Source organism: Prevotella sp. oral taxon 317 str. F0108 (assembly GCF_000162415.1).
GTDB lineage: Bacteria > Bacteroidota > Bacteroidia > Bacteroidales > Bacteroidaceae > Prevotella > Prevotella conceptionensis.
On the sequence record NZ_GG740077.1, the window covers coordinates 122,019 to 145,274 of the forward strand.

Genomic DNA, 23,256 nt, shown 5'->3' on the forward strand with positions numbered 1-23,256 from the left:
GATCTGTTTCGTGTGGCAGTGAAGAATATTATCTAAAGGGAGAGAAGGTGAAAAGATAAAAAGGTGAAAGGGTGGAAAGATGGCTAATGCCCTCAAAGCTACGTATGGCTGTTCGCTTTTTGGTATCCTCAAATGGCCCTATTTTTCACAGATGTCCTCTAAAATCCCTAGTTTTTTAGCTAGCGTAAGCCGCAAAGCTATCTACGCCCCTCTCCCCTTGGAGAGGGGGTTGGGGGTGAGGCTTTAAAAACAACAACATGAAGAAAATACTTTTGGCCCTTACGCTATTCTCGTTAACGGCATCGGCCGCCGTAAAGGTGAAGAGAATAGACCCCACCAACTGGTTTGTGGATATGAAAGACCCATCGTTGCAACTGATGGTCTACGGCGAAGGCATACGCAACGCCAATGTGTCTACAACTTACCCTGGCGTTGAAATAACCAGCATCGAACGTATGGATAGCCCCAACTATCTATTGGTTTACCTCAACATCGGCAAGGCCAAGGCGGGCAAAGTGCCCTTGGTGTTTGCCCAAGGAAAGCAAAAAACAACGGTAACCTACGAACTTAAAGCGCGCGATAAGAAAGGTGAAGAACGCATGGGATTTACCAATGCCGACGTTCTTTACATGTTTATGCCCGACCGCTTTGCGGCAAGTGGAACCAAACAACACCCACTTCCTGGGCTTAATGCCTATCGTGTAGACCGCTCGCAACCCAGTTTGAGGCATGGAGGCGACCTAGAAGGCATTCGCCAGCACTTGGATTACTTCAACCAATTGGGCGTTACAGCTCTCTGGTTTACGCCTGTGTTGGAGAACAACACGCCCGACGAAAAGGCGCAAAGCACTTATCATGGCTATGCCACAACCGACTATTACCGCGTTGACCCGCGTTTTGGCACCAATGCCGATTATCGCAAGCTCATAGACGAGGCACATGCCAAGGGCTTGAAGGTGGTTATGGACATGATTTTCAACCATTGCGGCATCACGCATCCGTGGATTAAGGACGTGCCTTCGCACAATTGGTTCAATCGTCCTGATTATAAAAACAACTATTTGCAAACAAGTTATAAGCTAACGCCCGTACTCGACCCCTACGCCTCGGAAGTGGATATGGACGAAACCGTTGATGGATGGTTCGTTCCTTCTATGCCCGACCTTAACCAACGCAACCCCCACGTGCTGCGTTACCTCATCCAAAACAGCATCTGGTGGATTGAAACGGTGGGCATAGACGGCATCAGGATGGACACTTATCCCTACGCCGACCGCGAGGCAATGGCCAAATGGATGGCACGCATCAACCAAGAATACCCCAACTTCAACACCGTGGGCGAGACATGGGTTACGGAACCCGCCTATACTGCTGCTTGGCAAAAAGACTCGAAACTGTCTAACGTTAACAGTAACCTTAAATCGGTGATGGATTTTGCTTTCTTCGACCGCATTAACAAAGCCAAGAACGAAGAGACCGATGGCTGGTGGAATGGGCTGAATAGGGTGTACAACGACCTTTGTTACGATTATCTGTACCCCAATCCCTCGTCGGTTATGGCCTTTATAGAGAACCACGACACTGACCGTTTCCTCGGCAACGGCACCGATACCTTAGCCCTTAAACAGGCTTTGGCCCTTTTGCTCACCATGAATCGTATTCCGCAGTTGTACTATGGCACGGAGATATTGATGAATGGAACGAAAGAAAAGACCGATGGAGATGTGCGTAAGGATTTCCCCGGCGGCTTTCCAGGCGACAAACAAAATGCTTTTACGGCCGAAGGAAGAACCAAAGAACAAAACGCTATGTTCTCTTGGTTGAGCCGTTTGCTGCATTGGCGCAAGGGCAACGAGGTTATTTCTAAGGGCAAACAAACCCATTTCATCCCCTTCAATGGCGTTTACGTGTTGGCGCGAACCCTCGACAAACGTCATGTTCTCACCATTATGAACGGCACATCAAAGCCTGCCACCATGCCCGTAGCCCGCTATGCGGAGGTGATTGGCGAAGTAGACGAGGTACGCGACGTGCTTACTGGCCGAACCATCAGCTTGTTAGAAGACCTGCAACTCAGTCCTCGCGAAACGCTGGTGTTGGAGTGGAGCGAGTGATTTCTGCTGTAAACGCCCTTGTAATGTGGCTATGATGCCGACTGAATATTGAAGCTGAATAGCGGCAAGAACGATGATGATAATCCTTAGTAAGGTGGAGAAGGGGTACTCACTTCAACCACCGCATGCGTATAATCACTTACAAATAACTTAAATAACACCTGAATCATGGAAAAGAAACATGGGCTTGCAGCACTTTTGTTGCTGTTTTTGCTGGTGGCTTGTGGGCGTTCAGACAACTATGGTTATCCTTCGAAAATTGATTTTGGGAAAGAGGGAGGCACTAAAATTTGTTCTGGTAGGATAATAGTGTCAAGTATTAGCATTAACGATTACAATGGAAATGGCAAAGCTGAACTTACCAAGGATGAGAACGACACTATCATTACAAAGTGTTATTGGTTAACAGTGAAGTTCAAAAGACTTGTTGGGCATGAAATAAAAATAATAGCAGAGCCGAACACAACGGGGAAAAAACGCACACTCTATGTTTATGGCTCGATTTATAATGATGATGCAACCATCAAAGTAACTCAAAGTAAGTGAGTGAAGTTGTCTTGACTTTTAATCTTTCTACAAATTGAGCGGAGTTTATGTCTTTGTGCTGTAAGCCAAAATAAACTCTCCGCTCATGTACGAAGTGCCGCACAAAGACACGATGAAATATGAAATTCTGCCCCATTTGTCTGTGGCAAAACGTGGCTATGGCTCAAAACATGATCGGGCAGAAGTTATTCAATGCGGTCTTCACAAGCAGAAAACCGCTTGTTGATGGCCGCTTACTTCTGCGTTTGCATCATGCTGTCTTCGTTGTCCGTGAGCAGCATGCCCTACAATCGCTTGCCCTGGCTGCGGCAAGCGATTGTGTTTTCCGTGCCGTTGCCATGCGTACATATACGGCACAATTGCTTTTTGTCTAGTTTTCAACAAGAATTTTAACATTATGAGTGCCCTTTTTGCTCACCAATCGCCCACCTTGCCGCAAAAAAACGATTCTCGCGAGGGTTTGTTTTGATGCAAAATAGGGTTAACGTGTGCATGCGGCAAAATGAATTTTTATTTAAAAAGGCCGCCGCTTGCACCTGTTTCGGGGCTATTTGCCGCTAAATGGCGTGCGTTTTGGTGCAAAATGCAATGCGTTTTGGTGCTAAACGGAGTGTGTTTTGGTGCTAAATGGCGTGCGTTTTGGTGCTAAACGCAAGGTAAAATGCTGCTAAATGCAGTGCGATTTGCCGCTAAATGTGAGACGAAAAGCATAAATATACATAGTAATTGTATAAACAAAACCTTTTAGAACCCTGAAACACATGTCCAGAAAGGGCAAAATAGCCATTAAAAAGTAGGGTTTTGGGGGCTAAAAGTGGTTTTTTGGAGTTGAAAAATTATGAGTTGGTAACCAAACTAGAAAGGCAAAATGGTGCAAAATGCAGGTTCTAGGCTTAAAAATAGACAAATGCTAAGGCGTGAAAGGGTAGAAAAACTTGCTTTTTAGCAGCTTTTTAACTAATATTTTCGCTAGAACGGAGCGAAAATTAGAGGGGTTTTGTAAAATAAAAGATAGCGATTTAAGTTTTGGAGTTTATGAGTTGGTGAGTTTTGGAGTTTTTGAATTGGTGAGTTTTTGAGTTAGTGAGTAGGTGAGTTTTTGAGTTAGTGAGTTGATGAGTTTATAAGTTAGTGAGCTGATGAGTTTGCAAGTTAGTGAGTTTGTGAGTTGATCTCTTCGGGAGTTGTTGGGTCTTAGTGAGTTTATAAGCCAGTGAGTTGACTTGTGCTGCACTCCTCTCAATTTGTAGAAACATTAAAGGTCAATACTACTTCAATGTTTAGTGAAGTCTTAAACGCCTTTCTGTGGTGATGGGTGCTCTCGCTTAATCTTGTTGCTTGTCGTCTGTAATGCTGTTACGCATGATAAGCAGCAAGGCCATTGGGTGTTAGCGGTCGTGCTAGCCCGTATCTTTTATTAGCGTTGATGCCTATGTGGCAGTGCGTTTAGTGGCTAGTTGTACGCCATTTGGTGTAAGTATAACCTTTATGTTACGCCTAGTAATCTTTTCATCTATAATAATTTTTCTACATGTATTTTTGATCCAAGGTTTTGTTTATTCAAATAAAAGCATTACTTTTGCAAAGCATAACATGCGTTATATTACGATAGTTGTATTATAAAACTTATGCCGAGATCAACGATAATAGCCCAGGAAGTGATTATAGAAGCCGCTTTCGAGTTGGTGAGAAAAGAGGGTTTTGAAGTGCTTTCAGCCCGAAACATTGCTAAACAGATAGGTTGTTCCACTCAGCCTATCTATTGGTGCTACAAGAATATGGACGAAATCAAAGCCGAGGTATGTAGAAAGGCACTTCCTTATCTGCAAAACCTAATGCTCGGTTACGTTAAGACGGGCGATGCTTTCTTGGATTTAGGCTTGGGTTATGTGCGAATTGCATACGCCGAGCCTGCTCTGTTTAAGGCGTTTTATATGGATAACATCATAAAGGTGAAGCTTACGGATATATTTCCTGAGAGCGAACGGGTGGTGGAAGTAATGAAAAGTAGTGATGAATGCCGACATTTATCCGAGCAAGAGGTGAAAAATGGCATCGCAAAGGCGTGGATGTTGGCGCATGGTATTGCCTCGTTGGTTGCGGTTGGCATGTTTGTTTACGACGAAGAAAAGATAATAGAGATTTTAAAATAACCCCACTGCGATAGGGGGATAACACATCATTGAATGCCTATCGAAGGCACTTAACCCAAAGAAGGGTTGTTGTAGAAAAGTAATTGATGGGATGTTAGGGGGTATTTGTAGAAGAGAGAAAGCGTATGGATAATTTGTATGATAAGCAATTTCAAGAACATGAAAGCCAATAAAAGAACCCTTCGGAACGTTATATTGTTCAGCTTTGTGGCTGTTGTTTGCGGTTGGGTGGGCGTTGGGGTAGATAAGCTGCTTGGTCAGCCCTCCAATTTAGAATCACTTGGGGCGTTGATTTTTATCTCTTCCCCCATCTTGTGTATGGTTTTACTTCGCCTTTTTGGTGGCGATGGCTGGAAAGACCTACCGTTGAAACCTAACTTCAGGCGGAACGCTCGTTGGTATTTGTTTGCCATTGTTGTCTATCCTGTGGTCATTGGCATAACGTTGTTTGTAGGCAAGCTGTTTGGTTGGGTGGATGTAAGCAAGTTTAGTATTGCTGCATATTTTCCTGTCTTTATTGCAGCTTTCTTGCCCCAGTGTCTTAAAAACATCTTTGAAGAGTCGGTTTGGCGGGGCTATCTCACGGTAAAGGTGGAACAACTAACCCAAAACGAATGGCTCGTTTATTTGGTGGTGGCACTTGTGTGGCAGGTATGGCATCTGCCATATTACCTAATACTATTGGACGATGCTTATTTAGCAAGCTTCTTCCCTTTCGGCAACGTGCTGTTTGTGGTAACTAGCTTTGCCGTTATTGGCGTTTGGACGATCATGTACACCGAGATATTTTTCCTTTCGCGCTCGTTGTTGCTCGTTGTCTTGATGCACGCGATGGAGGACTCACTCAATCCGCTTATATCCGATGGCTTTGCCGTGATGTCGCCTGATAAAGCTCTGTTGGTTTCACCCAGCTTTGGACTTATTCCGCTACTGCTCTATCTGGTAATAGGCTTATGGCTAAGGCGAATAAGGAAAAGTAGCGCGCGTTGCAGTTGAAAATGAATAAATGTAGAACTAAAATATTAGCAGTATGAATACAAACATGGAAATGCCTAAGTGCAATGATGGTTGGGATAAGATATTTTCGCAAAGCGATAAGGTAGAAAATAAAAAGGTTTCGTTCAGAAATCGTTATGGTATCACCCTTGTTGGCGATTTGTATTTCCCGAAAAACAGCGAAAACAATAAGCTTGCCGCCCTTGCCGTGTGTGGTGCTTTTGGGGCTGTAAAAGAGCAAGCATCGGGATTTTACGCTCAGACGATGGCCGAAAGGGGCTTTGTAACCTTGGCTTTTGACCCATCTTATACGGGCGAAAGCGGTGGAGAGCCTCGTAATGTGGCATCGCCCGACATCAATACCGAGGATTTCTCGGCTGCGGTGGATTGCTTGGGGTTGCTGCCCTTTGTGGATAGAGAGCGGATTGGCATTATCGGCATCTGCGGTTGGGGCGGTTTCGCACTTAACGCTACGGCCGTCGACACCCGTATAAAGGCTGTGGCGACGATGGTAATGTATGATATGTCGCGTGTTTTCGGCAAAGGCTACTTTGATAGCAACACGCCCGAAATGCGTTTGGAAATGAAACGCTCGCTTAATGCCATTCGTTGGACGGATGCAGAAAAGGGAACTCCGGCTCCGGGCTATTCGATGCCAGACACTCCGTCGGATAAGCTGCCTCAATTCTTGAACGATTATATTGAGTTTTATAAAACACCGCGCGGTTTCCACGAGCGTTCGATCTCTAATAAGGTTTGGACGGCCACCACGCTGCTTTCGTTTCTCAATTTCCCGATACTTGCTTATGCTAATGAAATTAATGTGCCAACCCTTATCGTTGCAGGAGAAAACGCCCATTCGCGCTATATGAGCGAAGATGCTTACCAAGCCATAGGAACCGATAAGAAGGAGTTGTTCGTCGTTCCTGGTGCTAGGCACATTGACTTTTACGACAATCAGGGCGGAGTTGTGCCGTTTGATAAGCTTGAAATGTTTTTTAATACGAATCTTTAATGCCCCATGTTAGGGACAGATTAAGGCACTATACCCCAGACAATGGTGATTTGTAAACTTTGAATTTTCTGCATAAACGCAACTGTATCTAAGCCTATATGCAACGATATGGCCTAAAATAAATGTAGGGATGCACGCTGCTGAGCATCCCTACAATTGTTTATCGTTTGGCCAATTTGCGCCAAGCGTTATTCCTTATTCAGGCGTTTACGTTCGTTATGGTCGAGCGTCATCTTACGAAGACGCATGCTTTTGGGCGTAACCTCCACAAACTCGTCGCCCTTGATGTATTCTAAGGCCTCTTCCAACGACATGATAACCTTGGGGATAACGCGTGCCTTGTCGTCGCTACCGCTGGCGCGCACGTTGGTAAGCTGCTTAGATTTGGTTACATTGATAACCAAATCGTTGTCGTGAACATGCTCGCCAACAATCTGTCCGTAGTACACTTCTTCTCCTGGGTCGATAAAGAACTTGCCGCGGTCTTGCAATTTGTCGATAGAGTAGGCGAAAGCGGTACCCGTTTCCATGGCAATCATCGAACCGTTGGTGCGCCTTGTAATCTCACCCTTAAAGGGTTGGTACTCTTTAAAGCGGTGAGCCATGATGGCTTCGCCCTGACTGGCGGTGAGAACGTTGGTGCGAAGGCCGATGATACCACGCGAAGGCACATCGAACTCGATGTTCACACGTTCGCCTTGCGTTTCCATCGAAGTCATTTCGCCCTTTCTGCGTGTCACCATGTCAATCATTTTGCTGGCGAACTCTTCGGGAACATTGATGGTTAGTTCTTCAATGGGTTCGCAACGCTGGCCGTCTATCTCTTTATATATAACCTGTGGCTGACCCACTTGCAGCTCGTAGCCCTCGCGACGCATGGTTTCGATGAGCACCGAGAGGTGAAGCACGCCGCGGCCGCTAACAATCCAGCGGTCGGTATAGTCTTCAAAGGGGCGTACGCGCAAGGCGAGGTTCTTCTCCAACTCCTTTTCTAGTCGGTCGTTGATGTGGCGCGAGGTAACAAACTTGCCTTCCTTGCCGAAGAACGGGCTGTCGTTGATGGTGAAGAGCATGCTCATCGTGGGTTCGTCGATGGCAATTGGCGGCAGTGGTTCGGGCATTTCAAAGTCGCAGATGGTGTCGCCAATCTCGAATCTTTCGAGTCCGATAACGGCACAGATGTCTCCGCTGTCCACGTGGTCGGTCTTAACGTGTCCCATTCCCACGAAAGTGTGTAGCTCCTTGATACGTGTGCGTTCCTTTTCGCCATTGCGATGCACCACGGTAACGTTCATTCCATCGGTGAATGTGCCGCGATGCACGCGCCCCACGGCAATACGACCCGTGTAGCTGCTATAATCTAGCGAGGTGATGAGCATCTGCGGCGTGCCCTCAATTTGTCTTGGGGCAGGTATTTTCTCAACAATCTCGTCGAGCAGATAGTCGATATTGTCGCTGGGAGCCTTCCAATCGGACGACATCCAGCCGTTTTTGGCCGAGCCATACACCACGGGGAAGTCTAGTTGGTCTTCGGTTGCGTTGAGCGAGAACATCAAGTCGAACACCATTTCGTACACCTCTTCGGGTCGGCAGTTAGGCTTGTCCACCTTGTTTACCACCACGATGGGTTTCAATCCCAGCTGCAAGGCCTTCTGCAACACGAAACGTGTCTGCGGCATAGGGCCTTCAAAGGCATCGACGAGCAAGATGCAGCCGTCGGCCATGTTGAGAACACGCTCCACTTCGCCACCGAAATCGGAGTGTCCCGGAGTGTCAATGATGTTAATTTTTACGCCTTTCCACGTAATCGATACGTTTTTCGACAGGATGGTTATGCCCCTTTCGCGTTCCAAATCGTTAGCATCCAGCACTTGTCCGCTGTTATCCTGCCCTTCGCGAAAGAGCTTTCCAGCAAGCATCATCTTGTCTACCAGCGTGGTTTTTCCATGGTCCACGTGGGCGATGATGGCTATATTTCTAATGTCTTGCATTGTCTTTACTTAATTGAAATCGACTGCAAAGTTACTGATAATTATTGGCAAATGCCCTTGCAGATGCGTTAAATCTGCCGTTTTGGTACGTTTAGGCAATGAGAAAGATGCTTATGGCATTTGAATTTGATGAACAATGCACCTAATGTTTTAGTCGCCCTTCCTCCAATCTGCATGCACCTTTAATGCGTGTAGTAATTTCTTTTTTCTCTATTTTCAACCATTTTTCGCTTAAAAAGCATTACTTTTGCACCCGACTTACAAAGTGTGAGTTAAGGGGTGCCCGATATTTCGGGCTGAGATGAGACCCTCTGACCTGATCCAGACAATGCTGGCGTAGGAAAAAAAGAAGGATAAACACCCCTTTTGTGTGTCTTCATTCAAAAGGAAAAGATGAAAAAAACAATGACATCGCTTGCGGCACTGATTAGTGTTGCCACGGCTTATTCGGCCAATCCCAAACAAGAAACGCTTGATACCCTTCGCAGTTATCAGCTGCAAGACGTGCAAGTGGTGGCTACGCGCGCCACAAAGAAAACACCAATGGCCTTTACCAACATGTCGCAAGAACAGATTAAACGCCTTAACACGGGGCGCGACATCCCCTTCTTGCTCGCAACCATGCCCTCGGTTGTTACCACCAGCGATGCCGGCAACGGCATGGGATATACCGCGATGCGCATTCGCGGCACCGATGCCAGTCGTATCAACGTTACCACCAACGGCATCCCGATGAACGATGCCGAAAGCAGTCTGCTCTATTGGGTAAACATGGGCGACCTTGCATCGAGCCTTGGAAGCATTCAGGTGCAACGCGGAGTGGGTACTTCTACCAATGGCGCGGGCGCATTTGGCGCAACGGTGAACATGCAAACCGAGAACATCGGACTGCAACCCTGGGCCGCATTCGACCTTTCGGGCGGCTCTTACTACTCGCATAAGCAGACTGTGCGCTTTAGTACAGGACTGATGGGCGGACATTGGGGCATCCAAGGCCGACTGTCTAACCTCGGTTCTAAGGGCTATGTAGACCGCGCATCGTCTAAACTAAACTCTTATTTCCTGCAAGCTGGCTATTTCGGCGAGACCACCGTGGTGAAATTCATCACCTTTAACGGAGTGGAACAGACTTATCACGCATGGGATTTTGCCTCGAAATACGACCAAGAGCAATACGGACGTACTTACAATCCAAGTGGAAAGATGGAGAAAGATGCCGCCGGAAACGCCCAATTCTACAAAAATCAGAACGACAACTACCACCAACAGCATTACCAATTGTTGTGGAACCAGTTGATGGGAGAGTACTGGAACCTTAACCTTGCCTTGCATTACACCAAGGGCGGCGGCTATTACGAGCAGTATAAAAAGAACCACGAGCTGGCGCAGTATGGCCTTGATGCCGGTGGAACGAAGGCAAAGAGTTCGCTTGTGCGCGAGAAATGGCTTGACAACTATTTCTATGGAGCGGTTGCCGCATTGAATTACGACAACAAACGCAACTTCTCGGCTACGCTTGGCGAGGGCTGGAACAGGTATAGCAACGACCACTTTGGCCGCGTTACGTGGGTGAAAAAGCCCGTAGACGACTTTATGCCCAACCACGAGTATTACAACAACAATACGAAAAAGACCGACTATAACGCTTATCTGAAAGCCACTTACGAGTTTGTGAAGGGTCTGAGCGCCTTTGCCGACCTGCAATATCGCTACGTAAGGATACGCATGGTTGGTCCGGCAGATGCCACAAGCGCAAAGCGCAGTTTCAGTTACGACCTAAACGAAACGTTCAACTTCTTTAATCCCAAGTTCGGACTTAACTACGAGCTGTCGCCCCTGCATCGTTTGTATGCCAGTTATGCCATCGCCCACCGCGAACCTGTGCGCAGTAACTACGAGCATAACATGGATGCGCAGTTGGAAAAACCACGTGCCGAACGCCTGAACGACCTCGAAGTGGGTTACGAATTTACCGCGAAGAACTTCACGGCTGGGCTTAATCTCTACCACATGAACTACAAAGACCAACTCGTTCCTACGGGCGAAATGAAGCTCGACAAGCCCATTACGCGCAATTTCGACAAGAGTTATCGCATGGGTGTTGAGCTTTCGGCAGCGTGGATGCCTGTTGATTGGTTCCGTTGGGATGCCAACGCCACATTCTCTAAGAACAGGGTGAAGGACGTAACCGTAAAGCTTACTGATGGAACGGTGTACACCATCGCCGGCGAAAGTCAGTTGGCTTTCTCGCCTAACACGGTGTTCAACAACGTGTTTACGTTCGATAAGGCTGGTTTCCGCGGTATGGTGATGAGCCATTTTGTGGGCGAACAGAACCTAACCAACACGGGCTTTAAGACGATGCAGACCAAAGACGCCGGCAAAAACACGGTGAATGACTTGATTTCGCTGAAACAATACTTCACCACCGACATCGACTTGTCGTACACATTCTCGCTTAAAGCCTTGGCTTTGAAGGATGCCACCATTGGCATAACGCTCTATAACGTGTTCTCTTCTAAGTACGACAACAACGGTTGGGCTGCTCCCCAATATCGTTTGGATGGCTCTACGCTCGTTGCAGAAAACACTTGGGGCACGCGCGACAGCGGAGCAGCAGGCTTTGCACCCTCTGCTCCCTTCCATTTTATGGCTAGGTTGGCGGTGAATTTTTAGTGGAGGAGTTGCTTTGAGGAGTTAAGGAGTTAAGTTGAGGAGTTAAAGGAGTTATGGAGTTAAGGAGTTAAGCCAAATGTATAGGTGGCGTTAGCCATTCTTTCACCTTTTCACCTTTTCACCTTTTCACTTTTTCACCTTTTCACCTTTTCACCCTTTCACCTTTTCACCCTTTCACCTTTTCACTCTTTCACCTTTTCACTCTTTCACTCTTTCACTCTTTCACTCTTTCACTTTTAGAAGTTATGGAGTTAAGCAAAGGCTTAGTTGCAGCGTGGTGAACATCCTTATAAACTCATCGTTGCCTTAATGTTAAGCTATGCTTTACCGCTTTAATGGACAACTGGCCTTAACAACTTCGAGTGTGCAAATTATTAAAAAAGGCCCTTAAACCCCAGCTCCTCTTTATGGGAAGTTGGGGTTGAGGGACTTATTAACAAGGCATTCATCTTCGATATTATAACAAAGTGGGTGTGTGCTAATATAATAACAACAAGGCAAATCACTCCCCTCTCCCCTTGGAGAGGGGCTGGGGGTGAGGCTTTCTCCCCCAGGTTGCCTCTCAAAGAGGGGCTGGGGGTGAGGCCGTTTTATAATTTTTCGCGTATGCTTTCTTTCCTTTCCCTTCATTGGCTCGACATTTTCACCACCATATTAGGTCTACTTTACATTTGGTTAGAATATCGTGCGAGCATCGCCTTATGGGTTGTGGGTATCGTAATGCCCGCCCTAGATGTGTGGCTTTATTGGCAACACGGACTATATGGCGATGCGGGTATGGCCGTTTACTACACGTTGGCCGCCATTTATGGTTACGCCGTATGGAAGTTTGGGCGCAAACGCGGACAGGCGGCAGGCCAATCGATGCCCATTACGCACATGCCGCGTAGGCTGTTTGTGCATACTGGGGTGTTCTTTGTCGTGGCATGGGGTGCCACCTATTATGTGTTGATAACCTTTACCGACAGCAATGTGCCCGCGCTAGATGCCTTTACCAACGCCCTAAGCTTTGTTGGCCTTTGGACTTTGGCGCGAAAATACGTTGAGCAATGGCTGTTTTGGATTGCCGTAGACGTGGTTTGCACCGGCCTATATATATATAAAGGTATTCCCTTTAAAGCCCTGTTGTATGGCCTGTACGTGGTTATTGCCGTGGCTGGGTATAGAAAATGGAGGAGAGAGGCAGAGGTTAGAAGTTAGATGCGTGATGAAGTTAAGTGGTTGGGCCAATGGATGGCGAAGTTCTTAATGGCTGACTTATAGGTTACAAGGCAGGAAAGTGGCACGCAAAGCTTATCTCATGTGGCAAAAAGTGTAGTGCTGATTAGCCAACAAACTCGCCAACTTGCCATTGTTCCAACGCAAAAAACCGCCCGAACGTGCGTTGCATTTCGGGGCGGTTTTTGTGTTGGGGGTTAAGCCTCTTTCTTCTTTCTTCGCCAATCTAAGTACAGCGTTGCGGCAATAAGCAACAGCAATGCTGCATAAGAGATGTAGGCGATGGTTTCGGTTCGGTCGATGCTCTTGGGGTAGAAACTCAGCACCACCTCGTGTTTACCAGGCTTTACGGCGAGCGCACGCAGCAGATAGTTCACGCGTCCCAACTCTGTGGGCTGCCCATCTACCGTGGCTGTCCAGCCCGGATAATACACTTCCGAGAACACCAACACGCCACCTTTGTCGCTCTCTACACTGTAATGCAGTTGGTTTGGCGCATACTTCTTCAGCTCGGCCTTAGCTATTGTGCCTTGTTGAACGCTCGTTCCCAGCACGCTTTCAAAGCGTTTGTCGGCCACAGCCTCGTGTCGAAGGTTCAGTTTTGCCAGCGCATCTAGTTCGGCATTGGCGTTATCCACATACTTCACCTTGTCCACCAGCCACGCATTGCCATAGGCATAGGGGTTTAGAAGTGGCACTTTCTGGTTGTTTTGCAACGGCAGGATAAAGTATTTGGCGTTAAGCATGTTGATAACGGGATAAATCGAGTCGCCCTTTACGCGTGTCATGTCGCCGCCGGCTTCGGCAACAGACTTCATCAATCCCTGCATTTCGGGGGCGATGTAAGCCTCTATCAACTCTTGGTAGCGGCGCAGTTTGGCGGCGTGATACCCGCCAATACTCTTATGATAGTACGAAGTCTCGTTTTCGTTAAAGGTGTTCGAGGCCAAGTTCAGCACCCTATAATCCAAGCTCTTGTCTTGCAATATCAGTCGGTCTGTATTGTCCATTGGCTGTGGTTGGTCGCGAACAGAGGCCTCCACAAACATGTCGTCGTGCAGGTAGCGTTTGTTTACCTGCCACATGTCGATAAGACACAGCAGCGTTAGTGCCCCAACAAGATACTCAGACTTCAATTTCTTGGCCTTATAGAGCAGCAAGAAGGTGGTTCCGATGACGATAATCCAGAACGAACGCCAGCAATCGGCCCTGAATATGGCTTGCCTAACCTGTGTTAGGTCGGCAAGAATGGGGTTGAGTTGCTGTTGTGGAAACTGCGAAAGGGCTTGCAACTCGTCGCTAGAAACGAACGAACCGAAGAATACGCTGGGCATAAGGGCGAACAGCAAGGCCATGCCTGCCGTTAGTCCAAAGCTTGCATACACGTATTTTATCTTGTGCGTGAGCAGTTCGGGCTCGTCTATTATCTTCTTTAAAGCCATTATCGCAAGCAGCGGAATGGTAAACTCGGCGATGACGAGGATGGAGGCCACCGTGCGGAACTTGGCATATAGCGGCATGTAATCGATGAAAAGGTCGGTTAGCCACATCATGTTCTTACCCCACGAGAGGGCAATCGACAGCACCGTGGCTGCCACCAAAGCCCACTTCATCGGACCTTTCACGATGAAAAGCCCCAGTATGAAGAGCATCAGCACAAACGCTCCCACGTACACTGGACCCGATGTGCCGGGCTGTTCGCCCCAATATTGGCCAATTTGCTGATAGAGATAGCCCAGTTCGGGGTTGCCTTTCTCTTGCACAATGGGGTTGGCCGACATGGGAACGGATGCTCCGCCCTTGGTGTTTGGCACCAATAGCGTCCATGTTTCGCCAATGCCGTAGCTCCATTGCGTAATATAGTCGCGCTCCAACCCGCTGTTCGATTGGTTGGCGTTGTTCTTCTTCACCAATTCGCTTTTACCTCGCATCGACTCTTGTCCGTATTGCCACGTGTGGTAAAGCGAAGTTAGGTTAAGGCAAACGGCAAGTGTTGCGCCGATGGCACATGCTGCGGTGGCCTTAAAGAAACGTGCCAGCTGTTTCTCCTTAATGGCTTGCACAAGGTAGGCAATAACCATAAAGAAGATAACGAAGAGGTAGTAATACGTCATTTGCACGTGGTTGGCGTATATCTCGAAGGCTGTAAATACGGCCGTAACAATCAGTCCACGCACGTACTTTCCCCTATAAGCCCATACAATACCCGCAATCATGGGCGGCAGATAGGCAAGGGCCATCACCTTCCAGATGTGTCCGGCGGCGATGATAATGAAAAAGTAGCTTGAAAATGCCCATATCACCGCGCCAAGTGCGGCCAACGACTGCCTGAAATCGAATGCGCGTAGCAATATGTAAAAGCCCAAAAGGTAGGCAAAAACATACCACACGTAGTCGGGCATCCACAAGTGGTAGGCCTTAGTTGCAGTAGAAAGCACGCTTGTGCTGGGATACGAGGGCGAGGTTTGGTAGGTGGGCATGCCGCTGAACGTGGCGTTGGTCCACCTGGAAGTCTCTCCTGTCTTCTCTTTATACTTCAACACCTCTTGTCCTGCGCCTCGTCCTGCTGCGCTGTCGTGCTGATAAAGTATGCGTCCGTCTATGGTGGCAGGAACAAAATAGGCGTAGGCCAATAGTGCAAAGGCCACAACGGCCACCACATCGAACAGGTATTTTTTTAGTATTTCCATTATGGTATAAATAAAATCTGTCCTGCAAAGATATATATAATATGTGTATTTCGCACCCTTTATGCTGTTAATTTTGACAGAGAAGGGCAAATGTGTGGGGTAAGGGGAGAGTAAAAGCCGTACTTGCAGAGGACCATTAGTATTGATGATGCTGCTTGTGGGCGGTGAAATGGTGTGAAAGCGGGTAGGGAAGTGAATGCGATGCCCCGTAAAAACAAATGGTTGTGCCGCTTACCGGATTGGGGTAAGGGCACAACCAATGGGTGTTGTATGTTTTAATGGCGATGTTTTAGCCTTATCTAACAATAGTTTTAACGGTCTTTCCGTTGGCCATCTTCACGATGTTCAGACCACGAACGGGAGCGGAAATGCGCTGGCCAGCGGCGTTGTAACGCGACACTTCGGCTGCGGTGTCTTCTTGTTGCAGCCCTTCGATAGACGAAGTGTTGAGGGCTTTCACCTCAAAACGAGAAGGCGACACGGCATTTGCTGCGAGAAGGGCATTCTTAAAGGTTTCCACTTTGTCGGCTGGCACAAAGAAGGTGGTTTGTGTGCGGGCCAAGTAGAAAGCTTGTTTGCCTAGTTCGGGCGCAGCGTTCATCACGTTGAAAGTAACAGTTGAGAGGCGTGTGCCAAAGAAAGCCTTTTCGCCAATGCCGCTAGGACCGCCCTTAAACGTAACGCTAGTTAGGGCGTTGCAGCCCATAAAGGCCTCGGAACCGATGGAGGTTACCTCGGCAGGAATGACAATCTCGGTAAGTCCCGACCCTGCAAAAGTCTTCGATTGGATGTTGGTGATACTCTCAGAAAGCGTAATGTGGGTAAGATTTTTAGCCCCTGCGAATGCTTGTTCGGCTATGCCGCCCACCGATTGGGGTACGATAAACGACTTATCTTCACGTGCGATGGGGTAGAGTAGCAGCTCAGACTGGTCTTCGTTGTACAGCACGCCGCCAACAGAAGAAAAACCATCGATGCCTTCTTCCACTTCGTAGTTCTTGATGGGTGTATCTTTAAAGGTGTCGGCCGCTTTCTCAATGAATGATGCCGGCAAGGTAAAGGTGTTGAGCGAGGCGCAATTGGCGAAGGCCTTACTGCCTAATTCTTCTACTCCCGACGACAATTTTACGTTTTTCAGCGCGCTGCAACCATTGAAAGCGTTTGCACGTATCTCTTTTAGCTGGCAGTCTTCGTTGAAGTTTACGGTCTCAATGCTCGTGCACTCTGAAAAGGCAGCGGTGCCCATGTAGCTTACTGCGGCGGGTATGTTCACTTCTTTTAGTGCCTTACATTTGGCAAAGGCATAGTCGCCGATGTGGGTTACGGCTACGGGAATGGCGCAAGTGGTAAGTTTCGAGCAGCCGTTGAAGGCATTGTTGTTTATCTTTTGCGTGGTGGCTGGCAGTTTCACCTCAACCAGTTTGTCGCAACCAGAGAACATGTATTGGTCTACGAGGTTGTCTTCGGATATGCCATATCCCACATTCGACAGGTCTTTCTTCTTGAAGAAGTACGCACCAGAACTCTTTTTGAAACTTGCGGCGCGCAGGTTAAGGCGTTGCAGCTTGCCTGGGTCGATAGGCTTGTTGTCGCCATTGTCCGCACCAGCCATCTGGCGGATAAAGAGAATGTCGGCGGTGTTGATGGGGCCAGAGATGGTCAAGTCGGTGATGGTTAACTTCTCGTCGCCAGTGATTTGTTTGCTCAACGTACCTGCCTCGGTTAGCGTAACGCTCTTTTGTTGGGCGTTGGCCGTGGTGCAGAGCATGGCGAAAGCCATGACTGCAAGCTGCTTTTTGCTTGTAAAAATCTGTAACATGTATTGTTCTATATATTTAAATGGTTATTTGTTTCTCGTTTGTTTGGGGTTTAACGTTCGTAGGGCAGAACCAGTTTAAAGCCTCTGCCGCGCAACACCACGTTTTGTTCTCGCACCTCTTCAACCGTTAGCTTGTGTTTGCCTTCGCGCAAAAGTGTGCCGCTGAACTCTTCTGGATAGTTCATGCCAAGGCTTACTTCCACCTTTTGACCAAGCTTTGGCGCAACGATGGCGGGTTTTATTTTAAGTACCCGTCTGGCAGCTGCGGGGCGTGCGCCATTCATCAGCCAAACGCCAATACCCGGTCGGCGAACGGCCATTACGGTGTTCATCTGTTGATAAATACTTCGCGAAGTGGTGCCGTATACGCCCACCTTTTGTGCCGACCCGCTGCAACGAACGGTTACTTTAAGCGTTTTAAACTGGCCGTCTTCGCCAATGGCCTTTATGTTGGCCTCGCCTTCATAGCTCGCGGCAATCTCAAGGATGCCAGTCTTGGCGTTCCATTTGGTGTTGAGTATGCTGTCGGGGTCGTCTATGGTAAGGCGAGCGAGGTCGCCACCGCCTGCAAGGCTAACGAATTTGCTCTCGTCGCGCGGATAAAGGCGTATTTCGGAGTCGCTGATGCTGATAGGTGGAACCACAACACTGATTTTTAGTTTGCGCTTAAAGTCGCCCGAAAGGATGGTGGCGTAGGTTTCGCCTTCCAGCAAGCCATTGATGCGCAGCGTATCTTTCGATATGGAGATGCTAGCTACCTTCGAGTCGGCGATGTTGGCTTGGTATTTTCCCGTTCCGCCATGTAGCAACACAATGCGTGTGGACTGCTTGTTGAGTGCCACCGAGTCGGTGTTGTTGGTGCCGAAGGCAATATCCGAAAGTTCTGTGTCTGTGGCATTGTCGCAACTGGTCAATGCCATAGCCGCGAAAACCAGCAGAAGGCATAGGCGGCTTGCCGTTTTGTATATTGGTGTTGTCATCGTTTAGTCTACGTTTAGTTTGTATTCTATTTCCCATTTGCGTGTCGGCGTTTCTTCAATCTCTATGCGTAGGGTGTGTTCGCCCTTTGAACCGAAAGTAATAGCGCCAGATGTGGGTGTAACGGGTTGGCCATCTACCCAATAAAGCATTTTGGCATCGGGGTTGGCCAAGTCGTGATAGTAGAGCGGAAGCGTGCGTGGGGCCGTTCCTTGCTCGCGAACCATATATAGATAAGGTATTCGGTCTTCGTCGTTTACGCCGAAGTTTAAGGGCATAGTGGTTTGCGACACTGTTGCAGAAGCATCCGAGGCAACCGAGCCTTTGATGGTTTTCACGCTGAAAGCATAGCTCTTGCCTGGTTCGAGCCCCGTAACCACATGTTTAGTTGCTTTCGTGGTTGCCGCTGCTTTGCCGTTGATGGTTATCTCGTAGGTTACGTCCGTTTCGGCCACAGCGTTCCACGATAGTTCAATCTCTCGCTGTTGCGGTGTGGCATGCAGGTTAGCTGGCGGTTCGGGCTTGTTGGGCACAACGCCTTCCTTGGTTTTTACCATCGAGATGTCGTCGATAAGGATGTGTCTTCCTGCGTCGGCGTCTTCGTATACAGACAGTATGTAGAAACCCAATGCAGCCGATTCAACCCCAGCAGGTGCCTTAAAAGTGAGCGTTTTCTTTTTCCATGTGCCTGTAAAGCCGTTGGCCATGTCTTTTTGTGCCTTCCGTTCTTCTTTCTTAATGAGCTGTTCGCCCTTATACCAGTCGATGTAAACCAAGATGTTGGGCTTGGTAACCGTGCCTTGATACCAGTACGACAGTTCGTATTCGGCACCCGGTTGCACCTTTATATAATGTGTGTTGAAGTCTTTATCGCGTGCGATGAACGACCCGCCATTGGGGAAAACGCGTATGGCATAGTTGCCGCTGTGTGCCGTTTTCGTACGTTCGCGCGACAGCGATGAGTTGAAATACCAATACTGGGGTTTGAGATAGGGGTCGAACGAGGGTGCAGTACCCCCTTCGCCGCTGCCTTCGTTGCCGTTTTGAGGCTTAACATAGACTTCAAATCCCCCGTCGATAACCAACTCTTCGTGTGTTTGGGCCGTGCCAGCCTGTGCAAAGGCAAGCGCGAGGGCAAGGATATGCAGTTGTTTCATATTATTCTTATTGATGTGTTGGCGCGTATATGTTGTTTCATTGCAGGCTTATGCCATACCTCTGTGCCACCTGCCAGGCCACGTTTCGCAGCGAACCTGTGGTGGATGTGTCGGCAAGGAGCCGTTGTTTGTCCCAAAGTCCGTTGCCGGCGGTTAGTTGGTCGATGAGCGTTTTTACCTCGTTGTAGGTGAAATGGGGCTTGCCCGATGCCTGTACGGTGAATTGCAGGCCATAAACTGCACCACATGCCTCGGACAAGAAGGTAAGGGCGTTGGCTGCATCCTCATCAATGTTGGCCATAGTGGTTTCGCCCGTTAGCAGATTAATGGCTCTTATGGCAGCCACTTTTGATAGCTCGGCACGAATAATGGCCTGTTGGCGCAACATGTCGGCATAGCGATATTGGGTAATTGCTGCCCTTCCTGCTGCAAAAGCGTTGTAAAGCGTGATGCGCGATTGGCGTAAGGCGGGCGCGTTTGCGGCCTGAACGTAAGGCAACCAGAATTGGTAATAACCGTAAGCTAGGTCCCAATGATGTTCTAACTCGGTGTAGTTGTGGCCTGCAACGAGCACGTTGTCTTCGTGGTTTTTGCGTAGGGCCTCACTATTCAGCACACTATCGTTGAGGTGGGTGTTGAGAATCTTGTCGAGATAGATGCCGCCATAGACAATGCCTTGGAAGAGTTCGGCCACCACTAGCCCCTTTTCGTTGGCAAAAGCGAGGTTAACATCGCCGATATTGCGGCCTACATATCCGCCTTTTCCTGGCTTTGCCTTTTGGTTACGGGCAGTTCCAGACCCCTCTTTACCCATTCCGCTGAGTGTAGCAGCTTGGTTGAAGATGTCTTCCACGTCTTTCTTTACGAGTGCGCTATCGGCTTTGTGGGTTGGCGATGCCGACAGTTCGCGGCGCGGTTTCAACCCAAATTCGCCATTATTGTAATAGCCCTTCATCGTTTCCAGCAGTGTGCGGTTCTCAATTCTGGCCTCTTTAAGGTAGCTGTCGTAAATATAATCGAGTGGGGAACGCAGCAAAGTGCATTCCAAGTAGTCTACACTGCTGATGCCATTCCTTGCAAATTTGTACTGCGGATCTGGGTAGGGAGGCATCACATAGGCCGATTCAACGGTTTCTCCTTCCCAGCGATTGCAGGACGAAAAGACGAGTGGCGCCAACAAAAGCGCCAAGAATATCTTGTGGTTCATCGGGTGTCGTTATATATATATATAATGTGTATGGGGAAGGTTAGGGCAAGATGATGTAGGCGCAAAATGGGCCTTTTATCTTGCCAATTCCTTCTTCGTTTTGGTGTTCGTTCACTTTAAGTGGTTTCACAATGGTAAGTCCGTCTTCGGAAATAGCCGAGATGGTGGCCTTTATTGACGACCCACGAGGACCTACACCGTTTACCAAAAGGTACATCGGGAAACCTGATTTGGCCTTGAAATGCAGTTCGTGTTGCTGACCATTAGAAAGAAAAGACGTTGCATCTTCGTTTGTTTTGTTGGTGGCAATGGTGGTGAGCGAGCGGTTTGCAGCCACATAACGCACCACATAGCGCGATGCAAGTTCGGCCTCGGGCACGTTATTGCCCAAGATGTCTACCTCGCGAAACGAGCAAGTAAGCGTAACATCGTAGGTTCGCACGTTTTTGGTTATCTCCACTCCAGGGTAAACGAAGTCGGAAACGGGTGCATCGGGGTTCCCCAATTGCACTACTTGGTCTTCGTAAGAGACCTTGGGTTTCTCTACACCTGTGAAAGGAAAGAGCGTGTCGTAGTCTTCTTCGGCATAATCGGCAGTGCTACGCGAGCAGCTTACAAGCATTGCGACCAGTGCTAAGAGCATATATTTCATTGCGTTCATGTGTTCAGTTTGTTTTAAAGGTGGTGTATCAGCGGTCGTCGCCTTCATCCCAAATCTCGGCAACAAGTCCTGTTGGCTTGCCTTCTGGGTGCAAGTGCTTGCTTACAAGGCGCGTTTTGCGAAAGAGTGGGTCGTAAACTTCTACCAGTTCGGCAACGAAACGTTGGCCTACACGTTGGAAATCGAAGAACATGATTTTGCTGTCGTAGCGCAATCCTGCACGGAAAGTGATGCCATGTTCTGTGCCAGCGTAGCCCGAACCCAATCCGACAATCTCTTTTGCAGGATAGTCTGGTATGGGATTTTTCTTCTGCGCAAAGAGAAAGAGGTAGTATTTCTTCTCCCTGATTTCGCGTAACAGCGATTGGTTTGTCTCAACGTTGCGTTTTACATAAACGTCGCTGCGGAAGAATATGCGGCTACCACGGTGAATGGAGAGTTGCGGATTGACCATGCTTTCGAAGAAATCGCGGTTCTGGAAAGCTCTATCTGCAGTTTGTTTCCATTGCTCTTCGCTGGCAAGTTTGGTGAAAACGATGTATTCGCGGGCGGGTTCTAGGTAGCTGGCAGTGCGGAAAACGAGGTCGCCGTCTTCGTTCTTGCCCATGAACAGCCAATCGGAAGCGGCGCGAAAAGCATCGTTAACCAACTGATGCACGTAGTTGCGGGTGATGAAACTCAGCTGTGTGAAACTGTTTCGACCCACGCGATATTCGCTTTTCTGTGGTGTGGAGGCAGTTTGTTGGGTGAAGTCGGCCTTCATCTCCATCGTGTTGTCGGCGTTAAACCGCATGGTGAAACTGTCTCCACCATAGCCGTATCGTCCGCGGAAACCGAATTGTGGAATTAATTCTGATGGATTGGAGAAGAGCAACGAGTCGGTTCGTGGGAAATACAGCACTCGCCAACCATGCTCGGCACTGGTTAGTTCGGCTTTCAAGGCGGCAATGCTTTCTGCGTTGCGCTGTGCCGGCGAGCGGTCGAAGACGTCTTGACTGGCATCGCAAGCCGCAAGTAACGTTACGATGATGGCTGTTAGCCAAGCTTTGGTTTTACTGTGCATGTTGTTTGATGTAGTTGTTTATGCGGCGCAGACTGGTAATCTGCAACTGCTTTAAGTTGATGTGCAGGCTTTTTTGCATGTATTGTTCCACAAAAGCCTGCTTAGCCACAATCTCTTTATAGGCTTGTTCGGCCTCTTTGTTGTATTGTTGCTGTACTTCGGGGTCGCTGTCTTGGTCGGGTGTTTGCGCTGTATTGATGGCGTCGTTCACCTCTTTGGGTGTAGAACAGAGTGTGGAGCTGATGATTTCAGCAAAGTCGTCTTCGGCCGAAAGAAAGGCTTGCATGGTGTAAAAGCCGCGTTTGTTGGCATAATCGGCTAGTCCGAAGTAGTCTTTTTCTTTCTTCGAGTAGCCCAAGGGAGCGGCCAAAGGTTCGGTCGAACCCGTGTAGCGATGTCCGCTTATGGCCGTAAACTTGTCGCGATCGTAGGTCACAAGCTCTGCCAAACGACGTGCAAACTGGTGATGAACGCTGCGCATCAGGGCATACATCTTGTTGGCGTCGCCTGCTTTGAAGTCGTCTACGCGGAAGATACACATTTCCGAGGGCGTGAGCTGTGGGTTGTTGAGCAGTTCAACGCCGTTCTCGTCTACGTTCTGCCCACCATAGAGGTATATTCGTAGGGGTGTTTTACCTTGTAGAAAGTCGACCCCTCCGAGGTTTTCTTGTCGATATGTTTCGAAACATAGTTCGCGAACGGCCCTTAAAATGGCCTTCACGTTGTCGGGTCTTGGTGGCGAAACGAAGGTCGTACCTGTGTTGGCGTTCTTCTGCCAGCGGTAAACCACCTCGATGTTATAAGGTGCGGTGATGCTGTCGGCTATCCAACGGTCTAGCTCTGTCTGTGGGTTTTGCACCGCTCCTGCATCCACCACGCTTTGCTCACTGAGCAATTCGTTGGTGCAAGCCTGCAAAAGGCATGGCAACAACAGGCAGATAATGTTCTTTATATTCATCGTTTATAGTTCTT

General features: G+C 48.4%; 17 protein-coding genes and 1 riboswitch. Of the genes, 8 read left to right on the forward strand and 9 right to left on the reverse strand.

Annotated features, from left to right (window positions below):
• Nucleotides 1-257 precede the first annotated feature (257 nt).
• The 6 genes from HMPREF0670_RS13935 (at nucleotide 258) to HMPREF0670_RS13960 (ending at nucleotide 6,824) form a co-directional block, all read left to right on the forward strand.
• Complete coding sequence (locus tag HMPREF0670_RS13935; protein ID WP_044078369.1) at nucleotides 258-2,114, forward strand: glycoside hydrolase family 13 protein; 1,857 nt, start codon at nucleotides 258-260, stop codon at nucleotides 2,112-2,114.
• Between the two features lie 168 nt (nucleotides 2,115-2,282).
• A complete protein-coding gene (locus HMPREF0670_RS13940) occupies nucleotides 2,283-2,660 on the forward strand; it encodes a BACON domain-containing protein (protein WP_009231791.1) in 378 nt (125 codons plus the stop codon).
• A gap of 119 nt (nucleotides 2,661-2,779) precedes the next feature.
• A complete protein-coding gene (locus HMPREF0670_RS13945; protein WP_009231792.1) occupies nucleotides 2,780-3,034 on the forward strand; it encodes a hypothetical protein in 255 nt (84 codons plus the stop codon).
• A 1,254-nt stretch (nucleotides 3,035-4,288) separates the two neighbouring features.
• Nucleotides 4,289-4,813 (forward strand): TetR/AcrR family transcriptional regulator, encoded by a 525-nt coding sequence (locus HMPREF0670_RS13950; protein ID WP_009231793.1) that lies wholly within the window; start codon nucleotides 4,289-4,291, stop codon nucleotides 4,811-4,813.
• A gap of 159 nt (nucleotides 4,814-4,972) precedes the next feature.
• Nucleotides 4,973-5,809, forward strand: a complete 837-nt coding sequence (locus tag HMPREF0670_RS13955) for a type II CAAX prenyl endopeptidase Rce1 family protein (protein WP_044078385.1) — start codon at nucleotides 4,973-4,975, stop codon at nucleotides 5,807-5,809.
• 34 nt (nucleotides 5,810-5,843) lie between these two features.
• Entirely contained in the window at nucleotides 5,844-6,824 is a 981-nt protein-coding gene (locus tag HMPREF0670_RS13960; protein WP_009231795.1) for an alpha/beta hydrolase, read from the forward strand.
• Nucleotides 6,825-7,012: 188 nt separating this feature from the next.
• Here HMPREF0670_RS13960 and typA read toward each other — a convergent pair whose 3' ends face one another.
• Nucleotides 7,013-8,815, reverse strand: coding sequence for a translational GTPase TypA (gene typA, locus HMPREF0670_RS13965; RefSeq protein ID WP_009231796.1), 1,803 nt, complete (start codon nucleotides 8,813-8,815; stop codon nucleotides 7,013-7,015).
• Nucleotides 8,816-9,080: 265 nt separating this feature from the next.
• Nucleotides 9,081-9,175, forward strand: a riboswitch (TPP riboswitch).
• A gap of 33 nt (nucleotides 9,176-9,208) precedes the next feature.
• On the opposite strand from typA, the gene HMPREF0670_RS13970 reads away from it, so the two are divergent.
• Both HMPREF0670_RS13970 and pnuC read left to right on the forward strand, forming a co-directional pair.
• A complete protein-coding gene (locus HMPREF0670_RS13970) occupies nucleotides 9,209-11,491 on the forward strand; it encodes a TonB-dependent receptor (protein ID WP_044078370.1) in 2,283 nt (760 codons plus the stop codon).
• A gap of 606 nt (nucleotides 11,492-12,097) precedes the next feature.
• Nucleotides 12,098-12,691: a nicotinamide riboside transporter PnuC gene (gene pnuC, locus HMPREF0670_RS13975; RefSeq protein ID WP_044078371.1), complete on the forward strand. Its 594-nt coding sequence runs from the start codon at nucleotides 12,098-12,100 to the stop codon at nucleotides 12,689-12,691.
• Between the two features lie 215 nt (nucleotides 12,692-12,906).
• On the opposite strand, the gene HMPREF0670_RS13980 is transcribed toward pnuC, so the two are convergent.
• The 8 genes from HMPREF0670_RS13980 to HMPREF0670_RS14015 form a co-directional block, all read right to left on the reverse strand.
• A complete protein-coding gene (locus HMPREF0670_RS13980; protein ID WP_009231799.1) occupies nucleotides 12,907-15,399 on the reverse strand; it encodes a YfhO family protein in 2,493 nt (830 codons plus the stop codon).
• A gap of 295 nt (nucleotides 15,400-15,694) precedes the next feature.
• Entirely contained in the window at nucleotides 15,695-17,218 is a 1,524-nt protein-coding gene (locus tag HMPREF0670_RS13985; protein ID WP_009231800.1) for a leucine-rich repeat domain-containing protein, read from the reverse strand.
• 50 nt (nucleotides 17,219-17,268) lie between these two features.
• Nucleotides 17,269-18,198 carry a hypothetical protein gene (locus HMPREF0670_RS13990; RefSeq protein ID WP_009231801.1) on the reverse strand — a complete coding sequence of 310 codons (930 nt, stop codon included), beginning with the start codon at nucleotides 18,196-18,198 and terminating at the stop codon, nucleotides 17,269-17,271.
• A 3-nt stretch (nucleotides 18,199-18,201) separates the two neighbouring features.
• Nucleotides 18,202-19,353, reverse strand: a complete 1,152-nt coding sequence (locus HMPREF0670_RS13995) for a fibronectin type III domain-containing protein (protein WP_009231802.1) — start codon at nucleotides 19,351-19,353, stop codon at nucleotides 18,202-18,204.
• 37 nt (nucleotides 19,354-19,390) lie between these two features.
• Entirely contained in the window at nucleotides 19,391-20,560 is a 1,170-nt protein-coding gene (locus tag HMPREF0670_RS14000) for a DUF4856 domain-containing protein (protein ID WP_009231803.1), read from the reverse strand.
• A gap of 40 nt (nucleotides 20,561-20,600) precedes the next feature.
• Nucleotides 20,601-21,221, reverse strand: a complete 621-nt coding sequence (locus HMPREF0670_RS14005) for a hypothetical protein (protein WP_009231804.1) — start codon at nucleotides 21,219-21,221, stop codon at nucleotides 20,601-20,603.
• A 28-nt stretch (nucleotides 21,222-21,249) separates the two neighbouring features.
• Nucleotides 21,250-22,284, reverse strand: coding sequence for a DUF4302 domain-containing protein (locus HMPREF0670_RS14010; protein WP_009231805.1), 1,035 nt, complete (start codon nucleotides 22,282-22,284; stop codon nucleotides 21,250-21,252).
• Nucleotides 22,274-23,242 carry a putative zinc-binding metallopeptidase gene (locus tag HMPREF0670_RS14015; RefSeq protein WP_009231806.1) on the reverse strand — a complete coding sequence of 323 codons (969 nt, stop codon included), beginning with the start codon at nucleotides 23,240-23,242 and terminating at the stop codon, nucleotides 22,274-22,276. Before HMPREF0670_RS14015 ends, HMPREF0670_RS14010 begins: the two co-directional genes overlap by 11 nt.
• Nucleotides 23,243-23,256: the final 14 nt, after the last annotated feature.